Source organism: Prevotella sp. Rep29, assembly GCF_019551475.1.
Taxonomy (GTDB): Bacteria; Bacteroidota; Bacteroidia; order Bacteroidales; family Bacteroidaceae; genus Prevotella.
Genome location: NZ_CP047159.1, coordinates 2193150 through 2209573, shown reverse-complemented (window position 1 = coordinate 2209573; position 16424 = coordinate 2193150). Strand labels below are relative to the sequence as shown.

Annotated in this window: 10 protein-coding genes; 3 read left to right on the top strand and 7 right to left on the bottom strand. The window is 50.5% G+C overall.

Going from position 1 to position 16424, the window contains the following annotated elements; genetic code table 11:
* Positions 1 to 4 precede the first annotated feature (4 nt).
* Entirely contained in the window at positions 5 to 3418 is a 3414-nt protein-coding gene (gene mfd / locus GRF55_RS09355) for a transcription-repair coupling factor (protein ID WP_220368150.1), read from the top strand.
* A gap of 209 nt (positions 3419 to 3627) precedes the next feature.
* On the opposite strand, the gene GRF55_RS09350 is transcribed toward mfd, so the two are convergent.
* Complete coding sequence (locus GRF55_RS09350; RefSeq protein WP_220368149.1) at positions 3628 to 4992, bottom strand: TrpB-like pyridoxal phosphate-dependent enzyme; 1365 nt, start codon at positions 4990 to 4992, stop codon at positions 3628 to 3630.
* Positions 4993 to 5109: 117 nt separating this feature from the next.
* On the opposite strand from GRF55_RS09350, the gene GRF55_RS09345 reads away from it, so the two are divergent.
* A complete protein-coding gene (locus GRF55_RS09345) occupies positions 5110 to 6546 on the top strand; it encodes a sodium:solute symporter (RefSeq protein ID WP_220368148.1) in 1437 nt (478 codons plus the stop codon).
* A gap of 257 nt (positions 6547 to 6803) precedes the next feature.
* Here GRF55_RS09345 and trxB read toward each other — a convergent pair whose 3' ends face one another.
* The 3 genes from trxB to GRF55_RS09330 all read right to left on the bottom strand — a co-directional run bounded on the left by trxB (position 6804) and on the right by GRF55_RS09330 (position 10454).
* The gene (trxB, locus tag GRF55_RS09340) at positions 6804 to 7736 is read right to left on the bottom strand and encodes a thioredoxin-disulfide reductase (protein WP_220368147.1); all 933 of its coding nucleotides are present in this window, start codon (positions 7734 to 7736) and stop codon (positions 6804 to 6806) included.
* Between the two features lie 21 nt (positions 7737 to 7757).
* Positions 7758 to 8312, bottom strand: coding sequence for a glutathione peroxidase (locus tag GRF55_RS09335; RefSeq protein WP_220368146.1), 555 nt, complete (start codon positions 8310 to 8312; stop codon positions 7758 to 7760).
* 81 nt (positions 8313 to 8393) lie between these two features.
* A complete protein-coding gene (locus GRF55_RS09330; RefSeq protein ID WP_220368145.1) occupies positions 8394 to 10454 on the bottom strand; it encodes a TonB-dependent receptor in 2061 nt (686 codons plus the stop codon).
* Positions 10455 to 11045: 591 nt separating this feature from the next.
* Between GRF55_RS09330 and GRF55_RS09325 the strand changes: the two genes are divergently transcribed.
* Positions 11046 to 11531 (top strand): hypothetical protein, encoded by a 486-nt coding sequence (locus GRF55_RS09325; protein WP_220368144.1) that lies wholly within the window; start codon positions 11046 to 11048, stop codon positions 11529 to 11531.
* A gap of 72 nt (positions 11532 to 11603) precedes the next feature.
* Here GRF55_RS09325 and GRF55_RS09320 read toward each other — a convergent pair whose 3' ends face one another.
* From GRF55_RS09320 to GRF55_RS09310, 3 genes are read right to left on the bottom strand one after another with little or no spacing between them, the layout of a single operon-like run.
* Positions 11604 to 13259, bottom strand: coding sequence for a C69 family dipeptidase (locus GRF55_RS09320; RefSeq protein WP_220368143.1), 1656 nt, complete (start codon positions 13257 to 13259; stop codon positions 11604 to 11606).
* 38 nt (positions 13260 to 13297) lie between these two features.
* Positions 13298 to 15406 (bottom strand): hypothetical protein, encoded by a 2109-nt coding sequence (locus GRF55_RS09315; protein ID WP_220368142.1) that lies wholly within the window; start codon positions 15404 to 15406, stop codon positions 13298 to 13300.
* Positions 15384 to 16301 (bottom strand): hypothetical protein, encoded by a 918-nt coding sequence (locus GRF55_RS09310; protein ID WP_220368141.1) that lies wholly within the window; start codon positions 16299 to 16301, stop codon positions 15384 to 15386. Before GRF55_RS09310 ends, GRF55_RS09315 begins: the two co-directional genes overlap by 23 nt.
* Positions 16302 to 16424: the final 123 nt, after the last annotated feature.

The following is a 16424-nucleotide window of genomic DNA, read 5'->3' as shown; positions in this document are numbered from 1 at the left end:
AGCGATGACCATCAACGATCTTTTGTCGTCCTATGCAGCCTCGCAGCAGGCTGTTGGACTGGTTAAATCCTTAGAGAAAAAGTCAATAAAGACCATGTTTCTGGAGGGGCTCATTGCCTCTTCGGCACCCTTGTTGTTTGCAAGCATTTTTAAGAAATGCAGACAGCCGTTTCTTTTCATTCTCCAAGATGCGGAGGAGGCGGGCTATTTCTATCATGACCTGACGCAGTTGTTGGGCAATGAGCAGGTGCTGTATTTCCCTTCGTCTTATCGCCGTGCATTCAAGTATGGTCATCGCGATGCCGCCAATGAAATATTGCGAACGGAGGTGTTGGCTCGGCTTGCTGCGTTGAAGGCGTCAGAGGGGATGCCCCTCTTTGTGGTTACCTCTCCCGAAGGGCTCTGTGAGCGTGTGGTGGGGAAGCGTCAGATGGACGATTCGCGCTTGTCTCTGCATGTCGGTCAGCAGACGGGCTTGATGGATGTGGAGAATCGGTTGCGTGAACTTGGTTTCTCAGAGGTGGACTATGTCTATGAGCCGGGTCAGTTTGCTGTTCGTGGAAGTATTGTTGATGTTTATTCTTTTTCGAGCGAATATCCATTCCGTATAGACTTTTTCGGTGACGAGATAGACACAATCCGTACGTTCGGGGTGGAAGACCAGCTGTCGAAAGAGCGGAAGGAGCGGATAGAGATAGTGCCCGAATTGGCTGTGATGGTCAGTGAGCGCGTGCCTTTCATGCGTTTCTTGCCGAAGGAGACGGTCGTGGTGTTGAAAGACTTTGTGTATGTGCACGACACGATAGAGCAGATATATCAGGATGGTATATCTTCGCAGGTGCTGACCGAGCGCATGGACGAATTGCCGGAGATGGAGCGGAAGGAGCTGATGGAGGCGATGCGCCGTGAGAACAGTTTGCTCTCTGGGATGCAGTTTTCCGAGGAGATGGTGTCTTTTCGCCGTATAGAGTTCGGACATCAGCCGACGGGTGTTCCGCAGGCAACCCTCAGGTTTGATATCGTTGCGCAGCCGTTGTTTCATAAAAACATGGAACTTCTTCGGCAGACGCTCAACGAAGAGCTTCTTGAAAAGGGCTATACGATTTGTCTTCTGACGGACCAGGCGAAACAGGCACAGCGTCTGCGAGACATTCTCGGTGATGACCTTCCTTTTCAACCGCTGGAAAAGACGCTGCATGAAGGGTTTATCGACCGGACATTGCGCCTGTGTCTGTTTACGGACCATCAGATTTTCGACCGCTATCACAAATATAGTCTGCGTTCAGATGCTGCCCGTTCGGGCAAGATGGCGCTTACGATGAAAGAGTTGCAGGAAATAGAACTGGGTGACTTTTTGGTACACGTGGACTATGGTGTCGGTAAGTTCGGCGGTTTAGTGCGCATTCCTATTCCCGCATCGGCAGGAAGCGGAAAGGAAGGGGGCTATCAGGAAGTGATTCGCTTGGTGTTCCAGCGTGGCGATATTGCCGACGTCTCCATCCATTCATTATATAAGATATCGAAATACCGCCGCAGTGATACAGGCGAACCGCCCCGACTCTCCACGCTCGGAACAGGGGCATGGGAGCGGATGAAGGAGCGCACCAAGCAGCGTATCAAGGATATTGCACGCGATTTGATTAAGCTCTATGCCCGACGGCAGCATGAGAAAGGTTTTTCCTTCAGTGCCGACTCGTTCATGCAGCACGAACTGGAAGCCGGCTTCCTTTATGAAGACACGCCCGACCAGTTGAAGGCAACGGCAGAGGTAAAGGCGGATATGGAGAGTGTTCGCCCGATGGACAGGCTGATATGCGGCGATGTGGGGTTTGGAAAAACAGAGGTGGCAGTCAGGGCAGCATTCAAAGCCGCTTGCGATTCCAAGCAGGTGGCAGTGCTTGTGCCGACTACCGTACTTTGTTTCCAGCATTTCCAGACATTCAGCGAGCGCCTGAAAGGTTTTCCCGTCAGGCTGGATTATCTCTCGAGGGCGCGTTCTGCCAAGCAGACAAAACAACTGCTCCAGGATTTGAAGGAAGGAAAGATAGACATACTGGTCGGAACACATAAACTCATCGGGAAATCCGTGGAGTGGAAAGACCTCGGACTGCTCATCATCGACGAAGAACAGAAATTCGGTGTGGCGGTAAAGGAGAAACTCCGCAAGATGAAGACGAATATCGATACACTGACGCTGACCGCAACACCGATACCGCGAACGCTGCAGTTCTCACTGATGGGGGCACGCGACATGAGTATCATGCGCACACCGCCACCCAACCGATATCCTATCTATACCGAACTGGCGACCTACGGGCATGAGGTGATTGCTGATGCCGTCAACTTCGAGATGAGTAGAAACGGACAGGTGTTCTTCGTCAGCGCACGCATCAATACGCTCCAGGAAATAGAGCAAACGATACGGAAATACGTGCCCGATTGTCGGATAGCCATCGGGCATGGACAGATGAAGCCGGAACAGTTGGAGAAAATTATTCTTGGTTTTATCAATTACGACTACGATGTGTTGCTTTCTACGACCATCGTGGAAAACGGCATTGACATACCCAATGCGAATACCATCATTATCAACGATGCGCACCGGTTCGGACTGTCCGACCTGCATCAGATGCGGGGAAGGGTGGGGCGCAGCAACCGAAAAGCATTCTGCTACTTGTTGGCACCACCGAAGTCTCTTTTAAAGCCCGAAGCTCGTCGTCGGCTTGAGGCGTTGGAAACGTTCTCGGAGCTTGGCAGCGGATTCAATCTCGCCATGCAAGACCTTGACCTGCGTGGCGCAGGCAATTTGCTCGGTGCAGAACAGAGCGGATTCATGGAGGATTTGGGCTATGAGACGTATCAGAAAATTCTCAATCAGGCGGTTACGGAACTGAAGAATGAAGAGTTCGGAAGCCTTTACGCGGAGGAGATAGCGCAGGGAAGGGATGTGAAAGGTGATGAGTTCGTGGACGATTGTAGTGTGGAGAGTGATTTGGAGATGTATTTCCCGGATGATTACGTGCCGGGAAGCAATGAAAGAATATTGCTCTATCGTGAACTTGACAGTATTACTTCCGACGAAACGCTGAATGCCTATCGCAAGCGACTTGAAGACCGGTTCGGTCCGATGCCGGAAGAGGGAGAGGAACTTCTGCAGGTGGTGGCGTTGAGACGTCTTGGTCGCGGGCTTGGTGCCGAGAAAATCTTCCTTCGACAGGGTAGGATGAGTCTGCAGTTTGTCAGCAATGCTGCCAGTCCGTTCTATCAGAGTGCCGCGTTTGGAAAACTCTTGCAATATGTGGGCGTGAATCCCCGCCGCTGCAATCTGAAAGAGGTGAAGGGGCGTCGCTTGATGATTGTTGCCAATGTGGCGACGGTCAGTGAAGCTGTCGCCGTGCTGCGCGAGATAGAGGGGTGAACGCCGGTTCGTCTGCCTGAATAAGAAAAGAGGGTGTGTCAAAATAGGAATTCAGTCGTCCTACGGACGAGAAATCCAACAAATCTATACAAATCTAACAAATCAAAGTGCTGATATACAGAATGAAAGATTTTGGATAGATTTGTGAGATTTCTGCGCGAAGCGCACTTCCTCCATTTTGACACACCCTCTTTTTTGTATAGGCATGGCTACATGACTTTTGGAAGATTTTCCAGATTCTTCTGTATTTCGCTGTCGGGAATGTCGTAGTTGCGCAGGTCGCCGTTGAGATACTGGTCGTATGCGGTCATATCGATGAGCCCGTGTCCCGAAAGGTTGAAGAGGATAACTTTCTTTTCGCCCGTCTCCTTGCACTTCTTTGCTTCACGGATGGTCGCTGCAATGGCGTGACTGCTTTCCGGAGCAGGGATGATGCCCTCTGTGCGACTGAACAGGATGCCTGCTTCGAAACTCTCCAACTGTGGAATATCCACGGCGCTCATCATTCCGTCTTTGAGCAACTGGCTCACAATCACGCCGGCGCCATGGTAACGGAGACCGCCGGCATGGATATTTGCCGGACGAAAGTCGTGACCGAGCGTGTACATCGGCAGTAGTGGTGTATAACCGGCTTCGTCGCCAAAGTCATAGCGGAATTCTCCGCGGGTGAGTTTCGGGCAACTGTTGGGCTCGGCAGCAATGAACTTCGTCGTTCTGCCATCAAGAATGTTATGGCGCATGAATGGGAAGGCGATGCCTCCGAAATTGCTTCCTCCACCGAAACAGGCGATGACCGTGTCGGGATATTCGCCTGCCATCTCCATCTGCTTCTCTGCCTCCAGTCCGATGATGCTCTGATGCAGGGCGACGTGGTTAAGCACCGATCCGAGTGTGTATTTACAGTTCGGTGTCGTCGTGGCGAGTTCAATCGCCTCGCTGATGGCTGTGCCCAGTGAGCCGGAGTGCATCGGGTCGGCAGTGATGATGTCTTTTCCTGCCCGTGTTGACATAGATGGCGAACCGACCACTGCTGTTCCAAACGTACGCATGATGAGCGAGCGGTAGGGCTTTTGCTGCATGGAAATCTTCACTTGATAGACGGCGGCTTCCAGTCCGAACACCTTGGCGGCATAGCTGAGTGCCGTTCCCCATTGACCAGCTCCCGTTTCAGTCGTCACGTTGGTGACACCCTCTTTTTTGCAGTAATAGCATTGGGGCAGGGCGGAATTGATTTTGTGCGAGCCCAAAGGGTTGACACTCTCGTTTTTGAAATAGATATGTGCGGGTGTGTCGAGCGCCTTTTCGAGGGCGTAAGCGCGCACCAATGGGGTAGAGCGATAGTATTTGTATTTATCGAGCACTTCTTCAGGAATATCTATCCATGCATGCTCGGTGTCTAACTCCTGTTTGGAGCATTCTTCACTGAAAATGTGTGCCAAGTCTTCTACCGACAACGGTTCTTTCGTGGCTGGGTTGAGTGGTGGCAACGGTTTGTTGGGCATGTCTGCCGCAATGTTATACCACTGCGTGGGAATTTCGTTCTCTTGTAAGAGAAAACGTTTCTGTTGTTTCATTCTGTCAAGTTGTTTTAATAAATGTGCGAACAAAGGTAAAGCATTTTTTCTTGTCGCAAAATTTTTTCGCAAAAGATTTTTATATAATCGCCCGTTTTTTATAATTTTGCAGTGCTTATGAGCATTATACTTGCTGTTCTTATCTATTTTGGACTTTTGATGGCGGTCAGCCGACTGACATCTCGCCGTGCCGGAAACGCGGCTTTCTATCGTGGAGAACGTCGTTCGCCATGGTATATGGTGGCGTTTGGAATGGTTGGTGCTTCCATTTCCGGCGTTACATTCGTCTCGGTTCCGGGAATGGTGATGGCATCAGACATGACTTATCTTCAGACGTGCATCGGTTTTATCTTTGGTTATTTCGTCGTGGCATTTGTCCTGCTTCCCGTTTATTATAGACTGAACCTGACGACCATCTATACTTATCTGAAGAATCGGCTCGGCAAGCGCTCCTATAAAACGGGAGCAGCATTCTTCCTGTTGTCGAAAATGGCAGGAGCAGCAATTAAGTTCTATGTCGTGTGCATTCTGTTACAGCGCTTTGTGCTTGATGACATGGGTGTGCCCTTCCCTCTCACGGTTGTAATAATGGTGGCGCTGATATGGCTTTACACCCGACGTGGAGGCATTAAGACCCTGGTCTGGACGGACACGTTTCAGACATTGTGCATGCTGGCGGCGCTGACGTTGATTATCATCCACGTAATCAGTGCTTTGTCAATGACTCCCGCTGAGGCTGTGACAGCAGTTGCAGCAGATAGTCATAGCCGGATATTTGTGTTCGACGATTGGTTTTCCACACAGAATTTCTGGAAACAGTTCGTCAGCGGAATCTTCATTGTGGTCGTCATGACGGGACTTGACCAGGACATGATGCAAAAGAATCTGACGTGCAAGACGTTGCGTGAGGCGCAGAAAGATATGTGCACCTATGGTTTCGCCTTTGTTCCTGTGAATCTGCTGTTCTTGGGTTTGGGCGTACTGCTGCTCTTGTTGGCACAGAAAGAGGGGCTGGCCCTGCCAACCCGCGGCGACGAACTGCTACCGATGTTTGCTGCTACCGGGATGCTTGGCGAGGCGGTCGTGATATTCTTCTCGATAGGTGTTGTGGCGGCATCGTTTTCCAGTGCCGACTCAGCACTGACAGCCATGACTACCAGTTTTTGCGTGGACATCTGTGAGCGCGACAGCGATGAAACATTGCGTAAGCGGGTGCATCTGGCGATGGCGGTGGTTTTCATGCTGTTTATCATGACTTTCCGCATAGTGAACTCATCGAGCATGCTTGATGCGATTTATACGATTGTCGGCTATACCTACGGTCCGCTGCTCGGACTCTTTGCATTCGGTCTGCTCACCCGTCGTCCGGTCAACGACCGACTGGTGCCCTATATTGCTGTTGCAGCACCTGTCATTTGCTTCTTGATTGACAGTGCCACGAAAGCATGGTGGGGCTATCAGTTTGGTTATGAGTTGCTGTTGTTGAACGGGTTGCTGACGTTCGTCGGGTTATTCCTATCGGGATTGATGCATAAGAAAAGCGGTATCTGCTGATAAAACAGATACCGCTTTTTTCTTATCTCTCAAGCAAGTTAGAGCCTCCCCCAGTGGGGGGAGGTTGGAGGGGGCTCCTCTATACTCTTATCAAATATATTTTCAACCGAGTTTCTCTCAAGCAAGTTAGAGCCTCCCCTAGTGGGGGGAGGTTGGAGGGGGCTCCTCTATACTCTTATCAAATATATTTTCAACCGAGTTTTTCTCAAGCAAGTTAGAAGCCTCCCCTAGTGGGGGGAGGTTGGAGGGGGCTTCCTCTACAAAGTTTGCAGGTATCGCTCTGCTTCGAGTGCCGCCTTGCAACCGCTGCCGGCAGCAACAATAGCCTGCCGGTAGTGCGGGTCGGCACAGTCGCCGGCGGCAAACACACCGGGAATATTGGTGCGTGGTGTGTCGCCCTGCGTCTTGATGTAGCCCGTCTCGTCCAACTCCAGCCACTCCTTGAAAATCTCGGTGTTCGGTTGATGTCCGATGGCCAGGAAGAAACCGTCGATGGGCAGGTCGTAGCGCTCTTCGTCTGCCTCGCCTTTTCGCTTAACGAGGTGAGCACCTTCGACACCGTTTTCTCCATAGAGTCCCAGCGTGTTGTGTTCATAGAGAATCTCAATCTTCTCATTGCTTTCAACGCGCTTCTTCATGATGTCTGACGCACGAAGGTAGGGCTTGCGCACAATCATATACACCTTTGAACAGAGTTGTGCCAGATACGTGGCTTCCTCACAAGCAGTGTCACCGCCACCGACCACGGCAACGACTTTCTTGCGATAGAAGAAACCGTCGCAGGTGGCACAGGCGCTGACACCCTGACCGTTGTATTTCTTTTCGTCGTCCAGCCCCAGATATTTGGCACTGGCACCGGTAGCGATGATGACCGTGTCGGCTTCGAGTTCGTCATTGCGGTCGGTCGTCAGCCGATAGGGACGTTTCGAGAAGTCGGCTTTCACGATGATGCCGTCGCGAATATCGGCACCGAAACGCTCCGCCTGCTGACGAAACTCCATCATCATCTGGTTGGCATCCACCCCTTCGGGATAGCCGGGGAAGTTCTCAACGATGGTTGTCTGCGTCAGTTGACCACCCATCTGCAGTCCGCAATAGAGTACGGGATTGATGTTGGCGCGTCCGGCGTAGATGGCAGCAGTGTAACCGGCAGGTCCGCTGCCGATTATCAAACATTTAACGTGTTCCATATAACTTCTTTGCTGGGGATTTTAAGCTTTCAGCAGTTCAACAATCTGCTTCTCGATATTCTCTATCTTCTCTGTCGGTTCGAAACGAGCAACGACCTGTCCCTTCTTGTTGACAAGGAATTTGGTGAAGTTCCATTTGATGTCTGATTTCTCCTTGTAGTCAGGGTCTTCTTTCGACAGCATGTCGTCGAGGATGTGAGCTATCGGATGTTCCATGTCCCAACCGGCGAAACCTTTTTGTTCTTTAAGGAATTTGAAGAGCGGGTCAGCATCCTCACCGTTCACTTTCACTTTCTTGAAGCGCGAGAATTTCGTCCCGAATGTCAGTTTGCAAAACTCGTGAATCGACTCGTCGGTGCCTGGTGCCTGCTGACCGAACTGGTTGCAGGGGAAGTCCAGCACCTCAAACCCTTCGGCATGATATTTCTCATACAGTTTTTCCAGTTCGTCATATTGCGGAGTGAATCCACATTTCGTGGCGGTATTAACGATGAGTACAACTTCGTTTGCGTATGCTCTGAGCGATACGTCTTGTCCTTTTCTGTCCTTGACAGAGAATTCATAAATCGTTTTCATTTCTCGATATCTGTTATTACGTTAATAATCTTTCTGCAAAGATAGGAATTCTTTTTCAAATAACACTTTTCCTCCACAGAATTATTCAGGGAGCGTATTTCCCACCTTGACGAGATGCTCTTCGTGAATCAGTCTGCCTTCGCTGGTCACTCCTTCAACGATGATGCGGCATTCGCCGGGAATCTCTGAGGCGACGAACTCCAGTGTGTCGCTCGTGATGTTGGGATTCCAGTAGAGGGTCTTTCTCATGCCTGACGGGTGGTGGAAAGGCATGTCTCGCTGGAAGCCTAATGGGGTCACCTTCTTCTGATTGACCTTCTCCACTTGTTCGGTCGCATATACTCCGTTTTTGGTGGTGATGGACACGACACCGCTACCGCCGCGTGCGCCCCACAGGACCGTGGAACCGGTCTTGAAGACATCCACGCGTGCCACGTCCTGCATCTGTATGTTGTCCAAGTCGTAGTCTGCATCCATGAGCACTCCGTCGATGGCGAAAACGATGGGGTTGTCGCCGTAGATGCTGGTGCTGGCACGGAGGTAGAACTGTCCGTCGTGTTGGAATATGCCGGGAATCCGTCGGAGTAGTTCGTGCAGGCAGGTGACGCCAAACTCCTCTATCTGGTGCAGTCCGAACGAGAAGTCGGACGCCCGTGCATAGGCATCTCCTTCGCTGGCGGAATTGCGGAGGATGCCCTTTACCTCTACGCTCTCGAGGAAGATGCCGTCGTTGTAGAGCATCATCAGCGAGTCGAGCGAAATGTCTTCGTGTTCGTGGGCTTTGTATGGTTCGTCGTCCTTGTGGGCTGTTGCCGGGAATTCGGGGAACACTTGGTCTTTTACTTGCAGTTCGATGCGCTCGTTGCCTTTCTCCGTCTCGGCTTTCAGGACGAAAGTCGTGTTTTCGGGTGAGTCGATGCCGGTGAAGGTAAACAATCCGTGCTCGTCGGTATTGGTGATAGCGAATCTGCCGGTCTGCGGGGAGATGAGTGTGACGACAGCTTTCTTGACGGGCTTCTTGAAGATTAGCGTGCGCACCTTGCCTGAGAGTGTCTGTGAACTTTCGGGAGTGAGCGTCGGTTGTCTGAGTTTTCCTTTCGCCACTTCTCCGATGTCATATCGTTCCCACGCCTGATTGGCGATGAGCGTGTCAGTCGTTTCGGGATGGTCGTAGTGCCATTCCGGGCGTCCGATGCCGTTTTTCACGTCGCTGGCGAGCAGCAGATGCGCGAGAATCGACGAAGGGCGATGCCCTTTGGTCGTGATGGGACCGGTGACGGAGATGGAGAGATCTGCCCGTTCGCCCTCCCTCAGTTGGGGGGCTTCCAGTTTCAGTCTGACTTGCTCCGTCGTTCGGTAGTTGTCTTTGTCTGTTGAGAGTGTGAGTTGACAGCGCTCCGCATCGTTTTTGCTAAACAGCTGGCGCTGGGCGAGGAGGTTCCATTTCGTGTCGAACAACAGGAGCGAAACCACTCCGGCGGGAAGTGAGTCGCGGTGCAGCACGATTGTCTGTGAGCTGTTCATCTTTCGGGTGAGGAAAGGGTATCCGCGGCAGTGAGCCAGCAGGTAGAACTCCTTGTGGTGGAGGCTCCGGTCGATGCGGATTTTGATGTTCTCACCCTGTCGCTCGTAGTGAATCTTCTGTGGGATGTGCTTGTTTGCAGATGGCGAGCCGCCCGCTTTTCCTTTCTTGTCAGCCTTCGTCTTCCCTGTGACGTAGATGCTTTTCATGTCTTCATAGCCTTTCAGCTCGGTCATCATCTCCGTGTAGGCGCGGAGGTGGTATTTCCCGCTGACAGCCGTAGTGGGTATATCAACAAATCCGGCATATATGCCCTCGCGGTTCATCAGTTTCACGCGGTTGACGGTCAGTCCCTCATCGTCCGTCAGTTCCACATACACGTAGTGGCTTTCCTCCGTCGGCTCGTGTGTCAGGGCGTTCACGATATAGACCTTTACCCATATCCTGTCGCCCGGTGCATAGTCGGAAGCGTCTGTGTGCATATAGGTTTTCTCCTGCGGGAAAAGCCTGATTTGCTGCACAATGCGGTCAATGACCGTTGCCGGCTCCTGGGCAAGGGCAGGCATATTTGCCAGAAAGGCAAACAGCAGGACGGTCTTAATGGCTCTTGTTGCGTTCATCTTGTTTGGACAAAGTTACAAATATTCGTTTGTTTTGCCAAGCGTGTTGTCGCTTTTTTTCGTGTTCTTTACCAAAATGGGGTATTCCTTCGCAACTTTTTTGACCATTCTTTTCATGGCGGACGCTGACATTTCCTTCCATTTCCGATTGCATAAATATGCATTCGATGAGAAAAAGGGTGGTGTTTTGTAATGTTTTGGAAATCAAGTGGTTAAGTATGGGTTTTCAAAAGTGCCACTTTTGGCTTCTAAAAGTGGCACTTTTAGAGGCTAAAAGTTCCCCTTTTGCATCCTAAAAGTGGCACTTTTGGAAAACAAGAGTTGACCCCTTGCTTTTTTTGTATAGATATACGGTGATTCTGTATATATATACATTCCCGCTCTTCCCGGAAAAATGTGTTTTTGTCACGCCCATTAGACTGATGAAAATCTGGTTTTTTGCAGTGCCTTTTTGTCGGTATGGTCAGCCATTTCGCCGTCTCTCCCGTCATCAATAGGGGAATTCCTACTGAAAAATATGGAATTTACTTTTTGGAGATTCTTATAAAAGCATTATTTTTGCATCAGAAATAATCAATAACACGATAAATTATGAAACGATTTACTACAACCTGGACCCTCGTACTCATGGCAGTACTGTCCTTTTCCCTGATGAGTTGTCAGAACGACGACGAACGCTTGGCTTATTATCTGGATGGGGTGTGGCAAGGAAACATCACTACAGATAGTCAGGATTATAGCACCACAATTGAGTTTTTCCAAGACGGCTATTATGCCACCTCTGGATATGGTTATGAAACATCCAAAGGTTGGTCGTATGGACATACTACTCGTACATATTTCGAGTGGTGGGTACAAGATAGAACCATTATTCTCCACTACTCCGATTCGCATCGATACATTGTGATGGACTGTAATTGGCTCCCGGGGACAGACCGCCTCGGTGAAGTGATAGAGGGCTATTTCGTTGATTATGACACAGGGTATGACCTCGCAAGATTCTACCTGCGCAAGGTGTATAACAATGACAACTATTATTATGCGAAGGAAAACCATCATACCGAAGACGACAAATAACTACGGTCGGGAATGAAAAAGCGGGCGGCAGATTCACTCATCTGCCGCCCGCTTTATATATAATAATGTGTATTACTTCTTTTTCTTACTGCTCGGATTCATGTAGCGTTCGCCTGTCTGCTCGGCGATGGCACGCTTCACATACTCCGGATATTCCAGTCGCTTCACTTTCTCGCCGCGTCCGTATTGGTTGCGCAGGAACACGCCGTCTTTCTCAGGCTTCTCTGCCATGTCGTTGTATTTCACAATGAGGAAGAACGCCAGTTTCTGCCAGCGCGCGAGCATCTCCTGTGCCTTGTCCACAGAATAGGAAGTCAGGTATTCGATGGCTTCGTTGCGATTGGTCTTCAGCAGTGCCTGTGCCTTTGCCTCCACCGCAGGGAGTGCTACCTGATAGCTGTTGTCTAAGGAGTCGCGCACCTGTTTCAGGTCTTTGAACATGATGCCGTAGCGGGCATAGACCATGTTGGCAACCCAGTTGGACACCCAGAAGGCGTTGTCCATGGAGAACGTCACGTCGTCGGCACCGTTGATGTCGTAGCAGGGCGCCGTGCGTGTAGCGCAGCAATAGAATGGCGTCTGTGCCACCATGTTGGCTTCGTCGTTTCCGAACCAGATGATGCCGCCAATCTCGCGGGGCAGCCATGAGCGCATCTGGGTCACCCATGAGAAGGCTGACTGCGGAGAGGCGATATAGCGCTCGTTGAAATATTTCTTTCCTTTGTACGTGAATCCGATGCCCTGCGGGTAGGGGGAGTTGGTCAGACCGCGCGTAATGTCGTCGCCGTGCTCCAGCTGCGTACCCTCATAGTGGTCGCGCATGGCTGCTTGAACGTCCTGCAAAGTCAGCTTCTTGTCGGGCACAACCCATATCGGCATGTCTTCCCATGTGTCTTCCTCGCCTAAAATATAAGGAAGGTATTTCTCCATTCCCTTGCAATGGCGGTTGTAAAAACTCCATACACGGGCATCACACATACGTCTGCCGCTGAATCCAGGTTTATTGTACGCATCGCGGAAGCTGAACTCGCTGTCCTTGCCACTGAAACGACCAGACTCACGGGCATACTTGATGACATCCTTGTGGTACATCACATTCTTCTTGTCTTTCATATTGAAACGTGTGATGCGGCTTTCGTTGGCATGTGCGCAAATGGCATTGTCGGGAATACGGACAGCCACCCATACCGCCTTGCCTGAACCAGGACCTTGACTAACCACTTCCAACAGCCATGCTTCGTTGGGGTCGCAGACGGAGAACGATTCTCCCTGACTGCTGTAGCCGTATTTCTCCACGAGGTCGGTCATCACTTTGATGGCTTCGCGGGCGGTCTTTGCGCGCTGTAGTGCAAGCAGCATCATCAGCGTGTGGTCCATCATGCCAGTGGAATCGACCAAACTTTTATCTACGTTGAACGTACTCTCGGCGATGCTGACCTGCCATTCGTTGATGTTGCCTACCACATTGTAGGTTTCTGCAGCCTCGGGAATGACACCTTTCGGCTTGCGCGAGTAACAACTGATGAGTTGCCGTTGTGTGCCTGGTGCGTATTTTGCTGCAGGATAGTGGGCAAGTCCGTAGAACAGCCCGTATGAGTCGCAGCAGTAAGTACAATAGACGGAGCCGTCGCTGCTCGCATCCTTACCAACCATGATGTTCGTACACGCTTTTGACAATATGGGGAATCCCATCATCAGCACGAACAATGAAATTGCAATCTTCTTCATATTTCAATAGTCTTAAGTGAAAAAATTAGTGGTTTTTGTCAGTTATATTTCCTGAATCGTTTCAGTACGTCGCATTTCGTGATATGTCCATCCATCTGCTTGGCGTGTTGAGCCGCGAATCTGCTGAGCTCATCCAGCGCAAGATACTGTCTGGATGTGCGGAGAGGAATATTGAACCAGGTGTGGGTCGCGTAGTCATATTCTTCTTTGATCCACGGGTCTAATGGGATAAACGACAAGGCGTAGAGGCTGTTTGCCCGCATTTGCACATTTCGGCTCTGCTTGCTGACTTTCAGATAGTCGATGGCTTTGCTCACGAAATCCATCTCTCCTGCGCGCACCGTGTCGTTGACGCTCTGCCCATAATGCGTGAGGTACCAGCATTCACCCAGATAAGATGCCTGGTAATAGCCCGTGGCAAGTTCGTAGGCAAGTTGTTCGCGCTTCTCACCCTTTGCCCGTTTGAACTGTTCTTCCTTCTTTATGATATCCTGACAGAACAGGAGTTTCTGATTGGAAGTGAGTGTCGCCAAGAACGGACCTTCCGTCTGCCCCTTCTCGCTTTCAGCCTGTTTGACGAACCATCGGGGCGTGGTGTATCTCCGATGTGCGAGATAATAACTGATGTTTTGTGCCTCCATAAAACTGAACGGAACCTTTTTCAAATAGGTCATCGCCTGTTTGAAATTGCCCTCAGCCATGTAACGAGTGCCGATGAAATCGTTGAAAAAGTCCTTGTTGGTGACAATCTGTCTCTTGAGGAATTTCTCCATTTCGCCCTTCGCACTCTTGCCGGTCCACTCGAAATATCTGACCAGTTCCTCTGCCCGCAACGTGTCCAGGTTGCAGTAGTACTCACTCCATGAGTAGTTGGGGTTCCAGCTGCTGCGCTCCTCAGGCGTTTCGGGCAGTCCATACAGCTTTTCGCGGTTGTCCATGACGGCAGTCAGTGCCGTAGCTACCTCCACTTTATTCTCCTTGTAGTATTTCGGGACAAGATTGTTGTACACCAAGCGTTCCAGCATGTCGGTATAGTGATTGCCCGAATAGCTGTCTTGAATGCCCTCTTCCTTGATTTTCGCAATCAGCCATTTCATTTCATTGACGATAAAGCGCTCATAGTTTGCATCCGTTTTGCTGCCTCTCACAGACGCTATGGCACGAATGGCGCGGGCGTTGTCCTTCATGCGCTGTGTGCCGTTCATCTTCATTGCCTCTTCCAGGCTCTTCATCGCTGCTTCCTGCTGTCCGCTGAGGTATTGCAGTTCGCCGACTGCAGCTTTCCAAAGGGCGGGCGACTGTGTCTTGCCACTGCGTACGACTTGGTTCGAAAACTCGATGAAATCGGCAATTTCTGCACGTTTTATGGGTCGGGCATCGATGGTTGAGAGCCAGTCCTCATCGCTGTCCATGGTCTCTTGTGCATTGTTGACGAAGTCTTGAATCAGGAAGTTCAGTATGGGCGAATTGGGATCTTCGTCATACACATTCTTGATGCCTGCCAAATTTCGGTGTTTGCGCATCGCCCACTTGATGCTGACCATGTCTCCCTGCTCGGCATAGATGTCGCATGCCTGTTTGCGTTTTCCCGTCCGCAGCAAAGCGCCGGCATAGATGTTCTGCATCATGTCGCGGTAAACGCTCTTGCGTAGTTTAGAGCCTTTGCTGTTCCAGAGGCTGATGTTTTCCTGATTCTGCCCGAGAACCATGTTGGCGCGCATCCGTAGCAGCAGCCACTGGTCAGCCAGCCGGGTGCCCTTATAGCTCTTGGATTGTTGAATCATCTTCTGGAGGTTGGTCTTGCGTTGCGCCAACTCAGCTTTGGTGGGATACGACCATGTTTCTTTCAGTTGGTCGCTAATCTCCAGATACTCATTCAGTTGGGTGAGATAGGCAACCATCTCTTTGTCGCCATTGTCGTTTGCAATCTGCATGATGCGGTCACCGTTCCACTGATAGTTGGTGACTTCGCCATTGCTGTATTGCTGCCAATAGGCATCCAGTTGGTTGGTGAACCGGTCGTTCATCGCTTCGCGACGGAACACGCTGAACATATAATAATTATATGTGGAGCGTTCAGAAAAGCAAGCCCAGGTGTCGGCAAAGAAAAAGACAGCACTTAGGCTAAGGATTAAAAATCTTTTCATAATGGTATCTTTTTATTCGTTCAATATTCTCGTTACTGATGTCAAAAAGCACGATTTCATCGTTGATTTCTGACTTTTCCTTTCCAATAGCCTCTTTGGTCTTCATGACCATTTCAAGGGTCGGCTCCCTGACGACGATGCTGTCACCTTCTGTCGTGGGCAACTCATCATCGCTGTGCATGATGCCCACATACTTCCCTCCTCTGAACAACACCCGCCACGCATACACCGGGTAAGCGGCAGCTAATGGCAAGCGATAAGCAGACAGCTTTCGCAGATACGGGGCGGCATCCTTGAGGTCAAGAATAGGGTGCTCACAGTCGAGGCGGGTCACATCGCCCGTGTTATACATCATCAGGATGCCTCGGTCAACAGGCGGTGGCGCTTCTCCTAACTGGTGGAGGCGGATTGTTGCCGAAAGGGCTATGCCCTGTTTTTTTGCCCGCTTCCTCAGTTTAGTGAGCAGATTCATATAGCGTTCGCGTGAGCGGGCAGTCCAGTCGCAATCAATCTGTAACTCGCGGAGCGGGCTGATGTCGTTTGTTTCACACATCTGGGTAACACGTTGCAAAATCAGCGAGTCCAGCTTGTCAATAGGCTGGTATAGGCAGTCGTTCACAATATAGACGACAGGAATAATTTCCACTCCGATGGGGGCGGGCGATGCAAAGCGGACTGTCGCATTGGGCATTACCTCACCTCGTTCGTTTACAACCACATCGAAGAAGCGCAGATACATCTTTTTAATCTTGTGCTCGTGTAAGAACGCTTCTTGCACGCTGTCATTCCTGAACGTCGTGCTCCAATAATACACGGCATTCGTCTTCACACGTTGCTCTGAACATGCGCAAAGGGCGAGTAGTGTTACGAACAGGAATGACAGTTTTGTTTTCATACGTTTGCAAAAATACAATAATTTAATGGAATATCAAAATAAATTCCCCTTGCATCAGGACACAGACAGGTACAGATAATCCCAAATGAGTTGAATGTCAACATTTTGCTCTTCAAATGGGGA

Excerpts from the sequence above, each read along its gene's own strand:
- mfd (WP_220368150.1), top strand. The coding sequence starts at position 5 with ATGACCATCAACGATCTTTTGTCGTCCTATGCAGCCTCGCAGCAGGCT.
- GRF55_RS09350 (WP_220368149.1), bottom strand. The coding sequence starts at position 4,992 with ATGAAACAACAGAAACGTTTTCTCTTACAAGAGAACGAAATTCCCACG.
- GRF55_RS09345 (WP_220368148.1), top strand. The coding sequence starts at position 5,110 with ATGAGCATTATACTTGCTGTTCTTATCTATTTTGGACTTTTGATGGCG.
- trxB (WP_220368147.1), bottom strand. The coding sequence starts at position 7,736 with ATGGAACACGTTAAATGTTTGATAATCGGCAGCGGACCTGCCGGTTAC.
- GRF55_RS09335 (WP_220368146.1), bottom strand. The coding sequence starts at position 8,312 with ATGAAAACGATTTATGAATTCTCTGTCAAGGACAGAAAAGGACAAGAC.
- GRF55_RS09330 (WP_220368145.1), bottom strand. The coding sequence starts at position 10,454 with ATGAACGCAACAAGAGCCATTAAGACCGTCCTGCTGTTTGCCTTTCTG.
- GRF55_RS09325 (WP_220368144.1), top strand. The coding sequence starts at position 11,046 with ATGAAACGATTTACTACAACCTGGACCCTCGTACTCATGGCAGTACTG.
- GRF55_RS09320 (WP_220368143.1), bottom strand. The coding sequence starts at position 13,259 with ATGAAGAAGATTGCAATTTCATTGTTCGTGCTGATGATGGGATTCCCC.
- GRF55_RS09315 (WP_220368142.1), bottom strand. The coding sequence starts at position 15,406 with ATGAAAAGATTTTTAATCCTTAGCCTAAGTGCTGTCTTTTTCTTTGCC.
- GRF55_RS09310 (WP_220368141.1), bottom strand. The coding sequence starts at position 16,301 with ATGAAAACAAAACTGTCATTCCTGTTCGTAACACTACTCGCCCTTTGC.